This is a genomic window from Pseudomonas sp. Os17 (assembly GCF_001547895.1).
GTDB lineage: Bacteria > Pseudomonadota > Gammaproteobacteria > Pseudomonadales > Pseudomonadaceae > Aquipseudomonas.
In genome coordinates this window covers 3,747,528-3,763,108 of sequence record NZ_AP014627.1, presented here as the reverse complement: position 1 = coordinate 3,763,108, position 15,581 = coordinate 3,747,528, and the positions used below count along the sequence as shown (strand labels likewise).

The 15,581-nt window shown below is 65.9% G+C and carries 14 protein-coding genes; 6 read left to right on the top strand and 8 right to left on the bottom strand.

Translation table 11 applies throughout. The features are described 5' to 3' along the window. Positions 1 to 5: 5 nt before the first annotated feature. Both POS17_RS16370 and POS17_RS16365 read right to left on the bottom strand, forming a co-directional pair. Positions 6 to 965, bottom strand: a complete 960-nt coding sequence (locus tag POS17_RS16370) for an AAA family ATPase (RefSeq protein ID WP_060839545.1) — start codon at positions 963 to 965, stop codon at positions 6 to 8. 405 nt (positions 966 to 1,370) lie between these two features. Beyond that, on the bottom strand, positions 1,371 to 1,727 hold the full coding sequence (locus POS17_RS16365) for a hypothetical protein (protein WP_060839544.1): 357 nt from the start codon (positions 1,725 to 1,727) through the stop codon (positions 1,371 to 1,373). A 554-nt stretch (positions 1,728 to 2,281) separates the two neighbouring features. On the opposite strand from POS17_RS16365, the gene POS17_RS16360 reads away from it, so the two are divergent. After that, positions 2,282 to 7,141, top strand: a complete 4,860-nt coding sequence (locus POS17_RS16360) for an NAD-glutamate dehydrogenase (RefSeq protein WP_060839543.1) — start codon at positions 2,282 to 2,284, stop codon at positions 7,139 to 7,141. Between the two features lie 99 nt (positions 7,142 to 7,240). On the opposite strand, the gene POS17_RS16355 is transcribed toward POS17_RS16360, so the two are convergent. The 3 genes from POS17_RS16355 to POS17_RS16345 all read right to left on the bottom strand — a co-directional run bounded on the left by POS17_RS16355 (position 7,241) and on the right by POS17_RS16345 (position 10,333). Then, complete coding sequence (locus tag POS17_RS16355) at positions 7,241 to 8,056, bottom strand: META and DUF4377 domain-containing protein (RefSeq protein ID WP_060839542.1); 816 nt, start codon at positions 8,054 to 8,056, stop codon at positions 7,241 to 7,243. 315 nt (positions 8,057 to 8,371) lie between these two features. After that, positions 8,372 to 9,736, bottom strand: a complete 1,365-nt coding sequence (locus tag POS17_RS16350) for an ArnT family glycosyltransferase (protein ID WP_082729879.1) — start codon at positions 9,734 to 9,736, stop codon at positions 8,372 to 8,374. Positions 9,737 to 10,018: 282 nt separating this feature from the next. Then, positions 10,019 to 10,333, bottom strand: a complete 315-nt coding sequence (locus tag POS17_RS16345; protein ID WP_060839541.1) for a hypothetical protein — start codon at positions 10,331 to 10,333, stop codon at positions 10,019 to 10,021. 289 nt (positions 10,334 to 10,622) lie between these two features. Here POS17_RS16345 and POS17_RS16340 point away from each other — a divergent pair, with 289 nt between their 5' ends. From POS17_RS16340 to POS17_RS16330, 3 genes are read left to right on the top strand one after another with little or no spacing between them, the layout of a single operon-like run. Further along, positions 10,623 to 11,234 carry an STN domain-containing protein gene (locus POS17_RS16340; RefSeq protein WP_082729956.1) on the top strand — a complete coding sequence of 204 codons (612 nt, stop codon included), beginning with the start codon at positions 10,623 to 10,625 and terminating at the stop codon, positions 11,232 to 11,234. Then, positions 11,231 to 11,776 carry an RNA polymerase sigma factor gene (locus POS17_RS16335; protein ID WP_060839540.1) on the top strand — a complete coding sequence of 182 codons (546 nt, stop codon included), beginning with the start codon at positions 11,231 to 11,233 and terminating at the stop codon, positions 11,774 to 11,776. Before POS17_RS16340 ends, POS17_RS16335 begins: the two co-directional genes overlap by 4 nt. 37 nt (positions 11,777 to 11,813) lie before the next feature. Next, complete coding sequence (locus POS17_RS16330; RefSeq protein WP_060839539.1) at positions 11,814 to 12,764, top strand: FecR family protein; 951 nt, start codon at positions 11,814 to 11,816, stop codon at positions 12,762 to 12,764. Between the two features lie 195 nt (positions 12,765 to 12,959). Here the strand turns inward: POS17_RS16330 and gspJ are convergent, their stop codons facing one another. Further along, positions 12,960 to 13,571: a type II secretion system minor pseudopilin GspJ gene (gene gspJ, locus POS17_RS16325; protein WP_060839538.1), complete on the bottom strand. Its 612-nt coding sequence runs from the start codon at positions 13,569 to 13,571 to the stop codon at positions 12,960 to 12,962. Next, positions 13,568 to 14,029, bottom strand: coding sequence for a type II secretion system minor pseudopilin GspH (gene gspH / locus POS17_RS16320; RefSeq protein ID WP_060839537.1), 462 nt, complete (start codon positions 14,027 to 14,029; stop codon positions 13,568 to 13,570). Before gspH ends, gspJ begins: the two co-directional genes overlap by 4 nt. Before the next feature lie 130 nt (positions 14,030 to 14,159). On the opposite strand from gspH, the gene POS17_RS16315 reads away from it, so the two are divergent. Next, positions 14,160 to 14,588, top strand: coding sequence for a type II secretion system protein N (locus tag POS17_RS16315; protein WP_060841952.1), 429 nt, complete (start codon positions 14,160 to 14,162; stop codon positions 14,586 to 14,588). 3 nt (positions 14,589 to 14,591) lie between these two features. Here POS17_RS16315 and gspI read toward each other — a convergent pair whose 3' ends face one another. Further along, positions 14,592 to 14,978, bottom strand: a complete 387-nt coding sequence (gene gspI, locus POS17_RS16310) for a type II secretion system minor pseudopilin GspI (RefSeq protein ID WP_060839536.1) — start codon at positions 14,976 to 14,978, stop codon at positions 14,592 to 14,594. 148 nt (positions 14,979 to 15,126) lie between these two features. Here gspI and gspG point away from each other — a divergent pair, with 148 nt between their 5' ends. Then, positions 15,127 to 15,573: a type II secretion system major pseudopilin GspG gene (gene gspG, locus POS17_RS16305; RefSeq protein ID WP_060839535.1), complete on the top strand. Its 447-nt coding sequence runs from the start codon at positions 15,127 to 15,129 to the stop codon at positions 15,571 to 15,573. The last annotated feature ends 8 nt before the right edge of the window (positions 15,574 to 15,581 follow it).

Here is a 15,581-nt window from a genome sequence, read left to right as displayed (position 1 = left end):
GGGGGTCAGGCGACGGCAACGACGTCGAGGATGCGCTGTACCACACGGTCCTGGTCGATGCCTGCCGCTTCAGCCTCGAAGGACAGAATGATGCGGTGGCGCAGCACGTCGAACAGCACGGCCTGGATGTCTTCCGGACTGACGAAGTCGCGGCCGGCGAGCCAGGCGTGGGCCCGGGCGCAGCGGTCCAGGGCGATGGAGCCGCGGGGACTGGCGCCGTAGGCGATCCACTCGGCCAGTTCCGGGTCGAACTTGGCCGGGGTGCGAGTGGCCATCACCAGTTGCACCAGGTATTCCTCCACCGCGTCGGCCATGTACAGGCCGAGGATTTCCTTGCGCGCGGCGAAGATCGCCTGCTGGCTGACCCGGCGCTCGGGCTTGGTTTCGCCGTTCAAGGCTTCGCCACGGGCCTGCTGGAGGATCCGGCGCTCGACGGCGGCGTCCGGGAAACCGATCTTGACGTGCATCAGGAAGCGGTCGAGCTGGGCTTCGGGCAGCGGGTAGGTGCCTTCCTGCTCGATGGGGTTCTGGGTCGCCATCACCAGGAACAGCGGCGACAGTTCATAGGTGCTGCGCCCGACACTGACCTGCCGCTCGGCCATGGCCTCCAGCAGCGCCGACTGGACCTTGGCCGGGGCACGGTTGATTTCGTCGGCCAGCACCAGGTTGTGGAAGATCGGCCCTTGCTGGAACACGAAGCTGCCGGTTTCCGGGCGATAGATTTCGGTGCCGGTGATGTCGGCGGGCAGCAGGTCGGGGGTGAACTGAATCCGATGGAATTGCGCTTCAATGCCTTCGGCCAACTCTTTGATGGCCTTGGTCTTGGCCAGCCCCGGAGCGCCCTCGACCAGCATGTGGCCGTCGGCGAGCAGGGCGATGAGCAAGCGCTCGATGAGTTTTTCCTGGCCGAGAATCTGCGTTGAAAGAAAGGTTCGCAGCGCCAAAAGCGCTTCACGATGTTCCATCGGTGACTGTTCCTGGAGAGGGTGCACCCCGGGCGTCGAAATAACCTTGGGGCTGGGGGCGATACTTTAATCCATAGCGGGGTGCGGCGACTAACGGGGAACAGCTGATTTAGCGAATTAGTCGAAAAAAAACAGCGCCGCCCACCGATTCCCCCGGGCGGGCCCTGTAGCCGCTGCCCCAGGCTGCGAACGGCATGGGTGGCATGCTGGCGCAGGAGAGGCAGGGATCTTGAGGCCGTCCAGGATCGGCGGGCGATCGTCAGGCAAGGTCCTGCGGACCTTTGCGCAGCTTCGCCGTGGCTCAGCAGCGGCTACAGGCCGATGCCGATCGGGGGTGTGTAGCCGCTGCCGCAGGCTGCGCAGGAGACGCGGGGATCTGGAGGCCGCCGCAGGTTCGACGGCGGCTCAGGACAGCTGGCTGATGTAGGTGCCGGTGCCCTTGAGGATGTTCTGCAGGGTCAGTTCCACTTCGGCCAGGTCCGAGGCGGCGGTGCTGTGGCGGATTTCCAGGTGGTCGGCGCCATTGAGGGCGTCGGCATCGGCCGCGGCGATTTCGATCAGCAGGGTGGTGGGGCTCAGGGTGACCTTCACGCCATCGAGGGTCGAGGGCTCGCCGTCGAGGGTGATTTCCAGCTCGTCTTCGTCCGGGTAGCGGCTCATCAGGAACATCTCGCCCTGGCTGCTGTGGCAGCAGAGCATGGCCATGTTGTCTTCTTCGTCGTCGCAGGGGTTGGCGATCAGGTGGGCGGTGGTCATCAGCATGGGGGCATTCCTGAGGCTGGGGCCGGCAGCGGCCGGGCGGTGCAAAAAAAGAAGCAATTCTGCCAGCCCGGGGGAATTTCTGCTGGCCTGTCTGTCTGAGGACAGGTCGTGGACGCATCGGGTCCGGCAGTCGCTTTTGGTACGCAAGTACCCTGAAACCGGGGAAAAACCCTGGTTTTTTCCCGCTGCCTGCTAGTGTTGTTCAGGGCATGAGCGTCCGGATGCGTGCCGTTGACCGAATATGTCGCAGCATCGCAAGCAGCTGCCGCGTTTCACTCGTTAAGCTGCGCAGCGGACATTTTGTTCTCAAGTGCAATAGGTTGCGTCTGATTTGTGATGGTCACCTGTAAAGGCATTGCGCGGCATGCCGGCGCCAGTCGTTTTTGCAGATGCCCATCCCGGGAAGGTGAATGTGACCTGCACGTCTCGTCCAGCTTCATCCACCTGGCATCCTGCGACCTCTGCCCGAGACCAGGAGCAGGATGCACCAACGCCCCGCAAGGGGTTTGCACGCGACGCTACCATCAATAACAAGCCCAAGCGGAGTACCACAGATGGCGTTCTTCACCGCAGCCAGCAAAGCCGACTTCCAGCACCAACTGCAAGCGGCACTGGCGCAGCACATCAGTGAACAGGCACTGCCACAAGTGGCGCTGTTCGCTGAACAATTCTTCGGCATCATTTCCCTGGACGAACTCACCCAGCGTCGCATGTCCGACCTGGCGGGCTGCACCCTTTCTGCCTGGCGCCTGCTTGAGCGCTTCGACCACGCGCAACCGCAAGTGCGCGTCTACAACCCCGACTATGAACGTCACGGCTGGCAGTCGACCCACACCGCGGTGGAAGTGCTGCACCACGACCTGCCGTTCCTGGTGGACTCGGTACGCACCGAGCTCAACCGTCGCGGCTACAGCATCCACACCCTGCAGACCACCGTGCTCAGCGTGCGCCGTGGCAGCAAGGGCGAGCTGCTGGAAGTCCTGCCCAAGGGCACCCAGGGCGAAGGCGTGCTGCAAGAGTCGCTGATGTACCTGGAGATCGACCGTTGCGCCAATGCCGCCGAACTCAGCGTGCTGGGCAAGGAACTGGAGCAGGTGCTGGGCGAAGTGCGAGTGGCCGTGGCCGACTTCGAGCCGATGAAGGCCAAGGTCCAGGAGCTGATCGAAAGCATCGACAACAGCCAGTTCGCCATCGCTGCCGATGAAAAGACCGAGATCAAGAGCTTCCTCGAATGGCTGGTGGGCAACCACTTCACCTTCCTCGGCTATGAAGAGTTCGTGGTCGGTACCGATCAGGACGGCGGGCATATCGACTATGACCCGAGCTCCTTCCTCGGCCTGGCCAAACTGCTGCGCGCCGGCCTGACCGCCGAAGATCTGCGCATCGAAGACTACGCCGTCAACTACCTGCGCGAACCGACGCCGCTGTCGTTCGCCAAGGCCGCGCACCCAAGCCGCGTGCACCGTCCGGCCTACCCGGACTTCGTCTCGATCCGCCAGATCGATGCCGACGGCAAGGTGATCAAGGAATGCCGCTTCATGGGCCTCTACACCTCGTCGGTGTACGGCGAAAGCGTGCGGGTGATTCCCTACATTCGCCGCAAGGTCGAGGTCATCGAACAGCGCTCGGGCTTCCAGGCCAAGGCGCACCTGGGCAAGGAACTGGCCCAGGTCCTGGAAGTGCTGCCTCGGGACGATCTGTTCCAGACCCCGGTGGACGAGCTGTTCAGCACCGTGATGTCGATCGTGCAGATCCAGGAACGCAACAAGATCCGCGTGTTCCTGCGCAAGGACCCCTACGGTCGCTTCTGCTACTGCCTGGCCTATGTGCCGCGCGACATCTATTCCACCGAAGTGCGGCAGAAGATCCAGCAAGTGCTGATGGATCGTCTGCAAGCCACTGACTGCGAATTCTGGACCTTCTTCTCCGAGTCGGTGCTGGCCCGCGTGCAGTTGATCCTGCGAGTGGACCCGAAACAGCGCATCGACATCGACCCGCTGCTGCTGGAAAAAGAAGTGGTGCAGGCCTGCCGCAGCTGGCAGGACGACTACGCCAGCCTGGTGGTGGAAAGCTTCGGCGAAGCCCACGGCACCAACGTGCTGGCGGACTTCCCCAAAGGCTTCCCGGCCGGTTACCGCGAGCGTTTTGCCGCGCACTCGGCGGTGGTGGACATGCAGCACCTGCTGAGCCTGTCGGAAGCCAATCCGCTGGTGATGAGCTTCTACCAGCCCCTGGGCCAGGTGTCCGGCCAGCGCGAGCTGCATTGCAAGCTGTACCACGCCGACACCCCGCTGGCGCTGTCCGACGTATTGCCGATCCTGGAAAACCTCGGCCTGCGGGTGCTCGGTGAGTTCCCGTATCGCCTGCGCCACAACAACGGCCGCGAGTTCTGGATCCACGACTTCGCCTTCACCGCTGCCGAAGGCCTGAACCTGGATATCCAGCAGCTCAACGACACCCTGCAGGACGCCTTTGTCCACATCGTGCGCGGCGATGCCGAGAACGATGCGTTCAACCGCCTGGTACTGACCGCCGGCCTGCCATGGCGCGACGTGGCGCTGCTGCGTGCCTACGCCCGCTACCTGAAGCAGATCCGCCTGGGCTTCGACCTGGGCTACATCGCCAGCACCCTGAACAACCACACCGACATCGCCCGCGAGCTGACCCGGTTGTTCAAGACCCGCTTCTACCTGGCGCGCAAGCTCACCAGCGAAGACCTGGAAGACAAGCAGCAGCGTCTGGAGCAGGCGATCCTCACCGCCCTGGACGACGTTCAGGTGCTCAACGAAGACCGCATCCTGCGGCGCTACCTGGACCTGATCAAGGCCACCTTGCGGACAAACTTCTACCAGACCGACGCCAACGGCCAGAACAAGTCCTACTTCAGCTTCAAGTTCAACCCGCACCTGATCCCCGAGCTGCCCAAGCCGGTGCCCAAGTTCGAGATCTTCGTCTACTCGCCACGGGTCGAGGGCGTGCACCTGCGCTTTGGCAACGTCGCCCGCGGCGGCCTGCGCTGGTCCGACCGTGAAGAAGACTTCCGTACCGAAGTCCTGGGCCTGGTCAAAGCCCAGCAAGTGAAGAACTCGGTGATCGTGCCGGTGGGCGCCAAGGGCGGCTTCCTGCCCCGTCGCCTGCCACTGGGCGGCAGCCGGGACGAGATCGCGGCCGAGGGCATCGCCTGCTACCGCATCTTCATCTCCGGCCTGCTGGACATCACCGACAACCTGAAGGACGGCGTCCTGGTGCCGCCGGCCAACGTGGTGCGTCACGACAACGATGACCCGTACCTGGTGGTGGCGGCGGACAAGGGCACCGCGACCTTCTCCGACATCGCCAACGGCATCGCCATCGACTACGGCTTCTGGCTCGGCGACGCCTTCGCCTCCGGCGGTTCCGCCGGTTACGACCACAAGAAGATGGGCATCACCGCCAAGGGCGCATGGGTCGGCGTGCAGCGCCACTTCCGCGAACGCGGGATCAATGTCCAGGAAGACAGCATCACCGTGGTCGGCATCGGCGACATGGCCGGCGACGTGTTCGGCAACGGCCTGCTGATGTCCGACAAGCTGCAACTGGTGGCAGCGTTCAACCACCTGCACATCTTCATCGACCCGAACCCGGATCCGGCCACCAGCTTCGTCGAGCGCAAGCGCATGTTCGAGCTGCCGCGTTCGGCCTGGAGTGACTACGACACCAGCATCATGTCCGAGGGCGGCGGCATCTTCTCGCGCAGCGCCAAAAGCATTGCCATCTCGCCGCAGATGAAAGAGCGCTTCGACATCCAGGCTGACAAGCTGACCCCGACCGAGCTGCTCAACGCCTTGCTCAAGGCGCCGGTGGACCTGTTGTGGAACGGCGGTATCGGCACCTACGTCAAGGCCAGCAGCGAAAGCCACGCCGACGTCGGCGACAAGGCCAACGACGCCCTGCGGGTCAACGGCAACGAGCTGCGCTGCAAGGTGGTGGGCGAGGGCGGCAACCTGGGCATGACCCAATTGGGTCGTGTGGAGTTCGGCCTCAATGGCGGCGGCTCCAACACCGACTTCATCGACAACGCCGGTGGCGTGGACTGCTCCGACCACGAAGTGAACATCAAGATCCTGCTCAACGAAGTGGTGCAGGCCGGCGACATGACCGACAAGCAGCGCAACCAGCTGCTGGCCAGCATGACCGACGAAGTCGGTGGCCTGGTGTTGGGCAACAACTACAAGCAGACCCAGGCCCTGTCCCTGGCGGCGCGCCGTGCCTACGAGCGTGCGGCCGAGTACAAGCGCCTGATGAGCGATCTGGAAGGCCGCGGCAAGCTGGACCGGGCCATCGAGTACCTGCCGACCGAGGAGCAGCTCACCGAGCGCGCCGCGACCGGCAAGGGCCTGACCCGTCCGGAACTGTCGGTGCTGATTTCCTACAGCAAGATCGACCTCAAGGAAGCCCTGCTCAAGTCCCTGGTGCCGGATGACGACTACCTGACCCGTGACATGGAGACCGCGTTCCCGCCAAGCCTGGTGGCCAAGTTCTCCGAAGCCATGCGTCGCCACCGCCTGAAGCGCGAGATCGTCAGCACCCAGATCGCCAACGACCTGGTCAACCACATGGGCATCACCTTCGTGCAGCGCCTGAAGGAGTCCACCGGCATGAGCCCGGCCAACGTCGCCGGTGCCTACGTGATCGTGCGGGACATCTTCCACCTGCCGCACTGGTTCCGTCAGATCGAGGCCCTGGATCACCAGGTTTCGGCCCAGGTGCAACTGGAGCTGATGGACGAGCTGATGCGTCTGGGGCGTCGGGCCACTCGCTGGTTCCTGCGCAGCCGGCGCAACGAGCAGGATGCCGCGCGTGATGTCGCCCACTTCGGTCCGCACCTGGCGGCCCTGGGCCTGAAGCTCGACGAGCTGCTGGAAGGCCCGACCCGCGAAGGCTGGCAGAGCCGTTACACCGCCTACGTCGAAGCCGGCGTTCCGGAGCTGCTGGCGCGCATGGTGGCAGGCACTACCCACCTGTACACCCTGCTGCCGATCATCGAGGCCGCCGATGTCACCGGTCACGATGCCGCCGAAGTGGCCAAGGCCTACTTCGCCGTGGGCAGTGCCCTCGACCTGCCGTGGTACCTGCAGCAGATCAGCGATCTGCCAGTGGCCAACAACTGGCAGGCGGCGGCGCGCGAAGCCTTCCGCGACGACGTGGACTGGCAGCAGCGGGCGATCACCATCTCGGTTCTGCAAATGGCCGATGGCCCGCAAGACATGGAAGCCCGCGTGGCCCTGTGGCTTGAGCAGAACCAGAGCATGGTCGAGCGCTGGCGCTCGATGCTGGTGGAAATCCGTGCCGCCAGCGGCACCGACTACGCCATGTATGCGGTGGCCAACCGTGAACTGCTGGACCTGGCCATGAGCGGTCAGTCGGCGCTGTAACGGCCTGACCCCGCCCAGAGCAAAAAAGCCCCGTATCGCAAGATACGGGGCTTTTTTATTGCCCGCCGCTGGTGAGCGATCGGGAGGTGTCGGCGCCGGTCAGTGGCCCTGGGCCGAGGCGTCCTGCTCGACCACCATGTCCAGCACGTAGACCGTGGACGGGGCGTCGGCGGGAGCATGCTTCCATTCGTATTGCTTCACCCGCAGCACGTTGCGCACGCCGTCCTGGTGCTCGTAGCCCTCGATGGACTGATACAGCGGGTGCCAGGTGTCCTGGGTCGGCAGTTGCAGGCCGGCGGCGTCGTAGCGTCGCTCACGCACTTGCAGGCATTGGTAGTCGGGGATCAGCGGGTGGCTGCACTTGACGGTCTTGGCCGCCACTTCCAGGAAGCGGGTCTGGCCCTGGCTGCCGTAGCGGGTTTCTGCGGTTGGCTGGCCCTGGAACTTGAGCTGCGTGCCGTTCTGGGTGGTCAGTTGCAGGGTCGGAGTCGATTCGTCACCGCCGAAGGTGGTGCGCAGCTCGCCCTTGAACAGGCGCCCGACTTCGGCGTCCAGGGTCATCAGGCTGGGTTCGCAGGCCATCAGGGTCGAGGCCAGTGGCTGCACCTTGAGCAGGCCGTTTTCATGCTCGAAGCCGCCGAACTGGCGATTGCAGCCGCCGCTGATGCTCAGGTTCTGCTCGACGAAGGTCAGGCGCAGCGGGCGCTCGATGCCCTTGTCCAGGGCGGCGATGGGCTTGCCCGCCGCGTCGCTGGCCGCGACCAGCTGCCAGTAGTAGGCGGACAGTGCAGGCTGGGCGCTGGCGGAGGCCGTGCTGGCGGGCATGGAGGGACGTCCTTCAGGAGTGGTGGAAACCGGGGTGCAGGCCTGGAGCAGGGCGGCACAGACGGATACGAGGAGGAGGTTTTGCTTCATGGTTCGCTCTTTCAGCCTTGAGGGAATAGGGCTTGCCGCGGGGGCAGCAGGCCAAGGCCGGTAACCTGTGGCAGTCAAGCACTCGTGCGTGCGCGGCGCCGCCACCTGGGCCGCCGGTCGCCGGACGAGCTGTGCCGTTACCGATTGCGATGTGACAGCACTGTGCCAGTTCCGTTGCATGCTCGGGGGTGCCCGGGAGTGTTACCAAATCTTGCACGATGCCGATCTACGGGGTTGCCCGCTTCCGGCCGGGCTCGGCGGGCCTGGATGCGGCCGCACCCGGGGTGCGGCGCTGATCCCGGGGGGACGCCCGCCTTACCAGAACCAGTAAGGCAGGAACTTGGGGGTTGGCTCGTTGGCCAGTTCCAGGTGATAGGTGATGGCGTTGAAGAAGAACCCATCCAGCAGCAGGAAGGCCACCACGCCGAACGCCAGGACGATGACCTCGTAATGCCGGTGTGCGGCGTACTGCCGGGTGATCCAGTAGCGCACGCCGCTGAGCAGGGCAAAGCTTGCGAACACCCCGGCGAAGTTGGGTTGCAAGGGCCGCGCGGCAAAGCAGTTGTAGCCCAGCACCAGCAGCGCCAGGAGCGCGCCGATGGTCGGCAGGTTCAGGCACAGGCGCAGCAGGCGTCTGCGGGTGGCGCTGAACACGCCGTTGGGGTCGATGAAGATATAGGCCGCCAGCAGGGAAATGGCCGGGGTGATGGACAGCACATAGCGCGCCTTCTTCGAGTTGGGGATGGTGAAGAACAGGATCAGCACCACGAACCACGCCCCCAGGTGAAGCAGCAGGCGCGGCGCCGACAGCGGCGGAGCGCCGAGCCACTGGCGACCGCTCCTGGCCATGACGCAGAGGGCGTAGAACGCGGTGAAGCTGTAGGTGAGCAGCCCGACGCTGAAGTAGAAGTAATAGCGCGGCGAGTGATCGCTGGCGATCCGCCCCAGGCCCTGCATCTCCAGCACTTCCTGCATGAAGGCGTCGCCGCCCTGCACGTGGGCGGCCCAGGCCAGCAGGGCGACCCCGGCGGCGAACAGCAGGCCGCAAAGCAGCGAGAAGCCGACCAGGGTCCGCCATTGCCGGCTCAGCAGGTAGTAGGTGCCGACCACCAGCGCCGGGCCGATCATGCCGATGGGGCCGCGCAGGGAAAAGCCCAGGATCAGGCCGAGGAACACCAGCGCCAGGCGTCCCCGCTGCTGCTTGAAATCGGCGGAGTAGGCCAGGTAGAAGCAGCCCGCGGTGATCAGGGCGGGATAGATGTCCAGGGCCAGGGAGTTGACGCTGTCCAGAAAGGCCCAGGTGAACAGCGCAAAGAGCACGCCGCAGACGCCCCATTTCTGCTCATGCAGGGCCCCCAGCTTGTAGATGAACACCAGCATCAGCGCGGCGGCGATGCAGAAGGGCAGGCCCATCGACAGCACCGACAGCTGGCCGAACGGCAGCGAGGCCAGATAGACCAGCACCGTGTTGACAATGGTGTAGTCGGGGTAGGGCTGCAGATCGTCGGCGATGGGGAACAGCGTCATGCCGTGCTGCAGCATGTAGTCGGCAAAGTCGACGAAGCGCGTGGTGTAGTTGAGCACTGCCGGTTTGTACTGCAGCCCCATGAACAGCGCGAGGGCGATCAGGAAAATGCTCTGGCAGGGTCGTTGCAAGATCAGTTTTTTATAGCTTTCCATGCTTCCAACATGCAAAAAAAAACGCCAATGATACGGTGGCCGCTAGTCGAACGCCATCCACGTGCCGTGCTCGGAGCCCTTGTCGGCTCCGGGTTTCAAGGCGCGGCAATCTAGCGCGATCAAGGTTAACGCCCGGTATACGGAGCGTGGCCGATCAGGGGCTGGCGGCGCGGTGCGCGATGGCGCGCAGGGCGATCTTCGCCCGCTGCGTTTGTCGCTGCCCAGGCTCGCTGCCAGCCGCGGCAACGGGCCCGGTGGCGGTCAGTGGCCCGGGGGCGCCACTCAGGGCCGTTGCGGCTTGACCGAGGTGCCGAAGGTGTTGCCCATGCGCACGCTGGTGGCCGCCGGAGTCGACAGTCCCACCTGGTTCGGCGGGCGCTTGTTCACCGGCTTGTCCATGGCCTGCTGGTTGGCCTGGGCGGCCTTCACCGCGTCCGGGTTGTTGCCCATCTGTTTGCTCAGGCAGTTGTAGTCGGGGGCCTTGTAGCCGCCGACGCTGACTTCCACGCAGCCCTCGCTGGCGTCCTCGGCGTGCAGCGTCCAGGGCAGGGCGCTGAGCAACAGCAGGGCAGCGGTGTAGCAGCTTAAACGTTTCATCCTGGCCTCCTGGCTGGCCCGCGGAATCGGGCCTCGATGACGGCCGAGTGTAGTGCAAAGCCCAGGCCTGAAAAGTGATGGTTTTTTTGCCGCGCTCGTAACACCAGATTCATAAATTGGCCTCAGGATGACGCTTTTCAGGGATTGGACGCTCGTGCAGCAACACAGCGCGCAGGTCGGGCGATGGACTTCATTGCACGGGGGCTTGGCGACCTGTGTGCTGGGCCTTGTGCTGCTGGCGCCACTGCCTCTGGCCTGGGCGCAGGCCGCGGTCGAAGGGCCGCCCCGGGTGGATTCCCAGGCGGTGCTGGAATTGGAGATTCCGGCCCAGGACCTGGCCCAGGCCCTGGAGCGGTTCAGTCGCTTGACCGGGATGGCCGTGCTGGTGGACCAGGAACTGGCCCGGGGCCGGCGCTCGGTGGGGATCAAGGGCCGCTACAGCGCTCGCGAGGGATTGAGTCGCCTGTTGGCGGGCACTGGCCTGATGGCGCGTTACGCCCGCAGCGACGCTTTCACCCTGCAGGTGCCGCCAGCCTCGGCGCCTGCGACGCCCCAGGGCGTCAGCAGCGCCCGCGCGACGCGGCTCAACAGCAGCTACGCCAGCGCCGTGCAGCAGGCGGTGGAGCGCAGCCTGTGCGCGTCGCGCTTGACCCGACCCGGGGCGTTCCGTGCCTTGCTGCAACTGTGGATCGGCGCCGATGGCACGGTGCAGCACAGTCGCCTGGTGAGCTCCACCGGTGATCTGCAACGGGACGAAGCCCTGGTGCAGCGCCTGGCGGCAACCCGGGTCGAACGCCCGGCCCCCAGCTCGCTGCGTCAGCCGCTGACCTTACTCTTGATACCGGACACAACAGGGAAACGCATGGACTGCAAGGAATGGGAAGGAGCTTCCGGGGTATGAAAAATACCGGACACAGTACGATGGTCAGGCTGTTCCTGACGTCCTACGAGGACTTTCGGGTGCGCTTGCGCAGGCGCCTGGGGTCCGAGGACCTGGCCAACGACGTCCTGCATGAAACCTACCTGCGGGTCGACCGCATGGAAGAGCCGCCGAACCTGCTGCAGCCCAATGCCTACCTGTACCGCATGGCCCTGAACATCGCTGCCGATCGGCGCCAGTCCGACGCGCGCCTGCTCACCGGCGAGGAGGTCGAGGAACTGCTGCAGATCGCCGATGACGCCCAGGACCCGTCCCGGGTGGTGGGCGGGCAGAAAGAAATCCAGACCCTGCTCAAGGCCCTCTACGAGTTGCCGGCGCGGCGGCGCCAGATCTTTATCGCCGCGCGCCTGGAAGAGGCGCCGCACCTGGAAATCTCCCAACGCTTCGGCATTTCCACACGGATGGTGGAGAAGGAACTCAAGGCCGCCCTCGGGCATTGCGCCCTGCGCCTTGAAAGAAAAGTCATTCAGCGGTTCGGTCCCGGGGCCGGAAAACCGTCCTAGACAAGAGTCCCTGATCAATCCGTGAGTACCTGCGCGCTTGAACATTTTTAGCATCTCCCCACCCCAGGCCTCGGCGGACCAGCAACTGCTGAGCGAAGCCCGGGACTGGCTGGTCCTTCTGACGTCGGGCCGGGCCACCGCCGCCGACGCCCGTGCCCTGCGCCAGTGGTGCGCGCAGAGCCCGCAGCACGCGGCGGCCTTCGAGCAGACCAAGGCCCTGTGGCACTGCCTGCAACCGGCGGCGGTGCAGCTGGAGCAGCAATCGCGGCCGCGCCACTTCGGGCGGCGGGCCTTTCTGGGCGGTGCGCTGGCCGCCTCGGCGGCGCTGTTCATGGTCCGCTACACGGTGCCCGGAGGCCTGGCCGGGTTGACCGCGGATTTTTCCACGGCGGTCGGCGAACAGCGCCGGGTCGATCTGGCCGAGGGCCTGAGCCTGGAACTCAACACCCAGACCCGCATCAGCCGCCGTGATCCGGCCCCGGGGGAACAGGCCTTCGAACTGCTGGAGGGCGAGGTGGAAGTCTTCAGCCAGCGCCAGCAGCCGCTCCAGGTCCAGGCCGGTGACGGCAGGCTCAGTGCCCGTCAGGCCCGTTTCAACCTGCGCAACACTGACCATCAGGTCTGCGTGACCTGCATCGAAGGCAGCCTGCAGGTGGCCGTGGCTGGGCGCAGCATCCGCCTGGACAGCGGTCGGCAACTGACCTACGACGCCAAGACGGTGGGCGAGCCGACCGCCGTGGATCCCCGGAACGTCCTCGCCTGGCGCGAACAGGTGCTGGTGTTCGACAACGCCAGCCTCGACACGGTGATCAGCGAGATCAACCGTTACCGCCCGGGGATGCTGGTGCTGCTTAACGCCGAACTGGGCCGGCGCAAGGTCCAGGCGCGTTTCACCCTCAACCAGCTGGCGGGCGTGGCCCTGCTGATCCGCGACGCCTACGGCGCCAAATGCACCGAACTGCCGGGCGGCGTGGTGCTGCTCAGCTGAGCGCCCGACCGCACCGCCCCAATGTCGCCGCTGCGTAGCCGCTGCCGAGCTTCCGGCGAGGCTGCGCAAAGGTCCGCAGGACCTTGCCTGGCGTCCTCCCGCCGAACCTCCAGCGCTTTCCAGCCCTCCACGTCGCCTGCGTCGGCCTGCCGCCCAAGCCGCTGGCAGCCTGCGGCAGCGGCTGCACCAAGCCGGTCAGGGCAGGGGGCCCAGCACTTGCCGGTAATGCTCCTGGCCCTGGGGCGTTTGCCGGGTCAGGCGGATCTCCAGGCCCTGGGGGTTGTCCCGGCGATTGCCGCTGAGCTGGCGCCAGCCCTTGCCGCTCTCCCAGACCCGCACCTGCAGGTCACTGACCCGCCGCAACACCGCCACCCCGTCCCTGGGCGCGGGCAGGGGGTAGCGGTCCCGGGGCTCGGCCGCGGCGCGGTACAGGGTGTCGCCCTTGAGCCACCAGCGCACCCGTTGCAGGCCGTCGCCGGGGTTGGCGGCGCTGCGGATCACCTCCAGGCGAAAGCCCTTGCTGTCGGAGCTGCGCACGCTCAGCGGCACCGGGCTGTCGGGCTCGGCCTCTTCGCTGTCGCTCTGGATCGGTTCGCGCAGTTGCACGGCGGCTCGCAGGGCGACGTCGCGCTCCAGCTGGTTGAGGCTGCGCAGCAGTTCCTCGGTCTGTTCGGTGCTGGCCTTCAGGTGGGTGTCGGCCCGGGTGACGCTGTCCAGGCCGCGCCAGGCAATCAGGCTGACGATGGCCATGAGCATCACCGCCACCAGCACTTCGATCAGGGTGAAGCCGCTTTGCCCAGGCTTCATGGCTGGTTCACCACCCGCAGCTGGCCGGCGGCGCTGCGTTCCACGCCGAGGCTGTGGCGGCCGTCGGAGAGCACCAGCCGCAACGGTGGGGTGATCCATTCGGCGTTGAGGATCAGCCGTGGCCCGGGTTCGATGCGCACTTGCAGCCCCGGGGTTTCCCAGGCGCGGGGGCGCAGCAGGGGATCGCCACGCAGGTCGTCGATACCGCTGCCGGATTCCGCCCGGCGGCTGAAGGCAAAGCCCTTGGCGGTGGCCCGCCAGGTGATCGGTCGACCATCGGCGCGGGCCTCGGCCTGGGCCACTTGCAGCAGCTGCGCCAGGCGTTCGGCGTCCTTGCGCACCTGTTGCAGCGGGTCGGGCTTGATGCTCAGGCCCACCGCCGCGCTGGCGATGCCGATGATCACCAGGACCACCATCAGTTCGATCAGGGTGAAGCCCCGTTGCTTGCCCGACGGCATCGGATTGCACTCCTTGGCGATAGGATCAGCCGGCCTGGGGCCGATGATCGCGGGGTGAAATAAAACCGTGAGAATTGCCCTGTAGGCTGCGGGAACGGACAAACAGGAGGTCCCGCCAATGCTTGCCACCATGCTGCGTGCCGCAGATTTTTCCGCCCCCCGACTATTGCAATACACCGCGCTGCTGGCGGCCCTGGCCGGGGTGGCCACCTGGTCGTCGCTGCTGCTGACCCCGGCCGAATCCCAGACCCCGGCCGTGGCGCCCCAGGTGCTCGCCGCCCGTTCCGACAGCCCGGCCCTGCAGTGGTTTGCCAACCAGCCCAGCGCCGTGGAGATCAAGGTCTCCGGGGTCCTGGCCGGGGCCCGTGGCGCGGTGGCGATCCTGCGCTTGAACGACGGACCGCCCCGCAGCTTCCTGGCTGGCGAACAACTGACCCCGGGCGTGCGCCTGGCGGCGGTGGAGGCCGATGGCGTGCTGATCGAGCGCGGCGCCGAGCAGTCGCGGATCAAGGTCAGCAAGCTGCCGGACTCGCCGCTGTTGCCGCGGCTGACCCGCTGACGCTCACCGCCCTGGCTCCTGGGGGCGGCCGAGCAGGGTTTCCAGGCGGGCCAGGGGCGGTGCTTCGCGACCGCGTTCGCGCACCTGGACACTGACCCGCAGCAGCCCGGGCAGCGCTGTGGCGCCGATCGACTGTTCGCAGCGCAGCGCCAGGCGCCCCTGGTCGCAATCGACGCTCTTCAATCCGCTGGGCCAGCGGCCTTCCAGGCGCAGCTCGGCGAGCCGACTCTGGGCCGCCAGCAGGGCCAGGGACTTGTCCCGCAACAGGCCGTTGCTCTGGGTCATCAGCGCGGCCACGCGCACCGCCGCGGCCATGGCCACGGCAATGATGGCCAGGGCCACCAGCACTTCGATCAGGGTAAATCCAGCTTGTTTGCGCAGGGCTTGCATGGGCCGCTCGACACCGGGAAACAGCCTCGCAGCCTAGCCTGCAGGCTTGACCGAATGGCGACCGAAACTCCCGAGGTTTTTCAATACCACTGACATATCTTCTTGCAACACTGCGCGACGAATCGAACTCAAGCCAAGGAATGTCGAGATGGATATCGCGCCTGTAACGTCAACCGCCGCACCCCGAGGCCAGCATGGCTTCACCCTGATCGAGATCATGGTGGTGGTGGTCATCCTCGGGATCCTCGCGGTCATGGTGGTGCCCAAGGTGCTCGACCGTCCCGACCAGGCGCGGGCCACCGCGGCCAAGCAGGACATCGCCGGACTGATGCAGGCCCTGAAGCTGTATCGCCTCGACCACGGCAGCTACCCGAGCATGAACCAGGGCCTCAAGGTGCTGGTGGAGCGTCCGGCCAACGCCAAGGACAGCAACTGGCGCTCCTACCTGGAACGCCTGCCCAACGATCCCTGGGGACGCCCCTATCACTACCTCAACCCGGGGGCCAGCGGCGAAGTGGACGTGTTCTCCCTGGGCGCCGACGGTCAGCCCGACGGCGAAGGCGTGAATGCCGATATCGGCTCCTGGCAGCTCTAGGGCCGCCC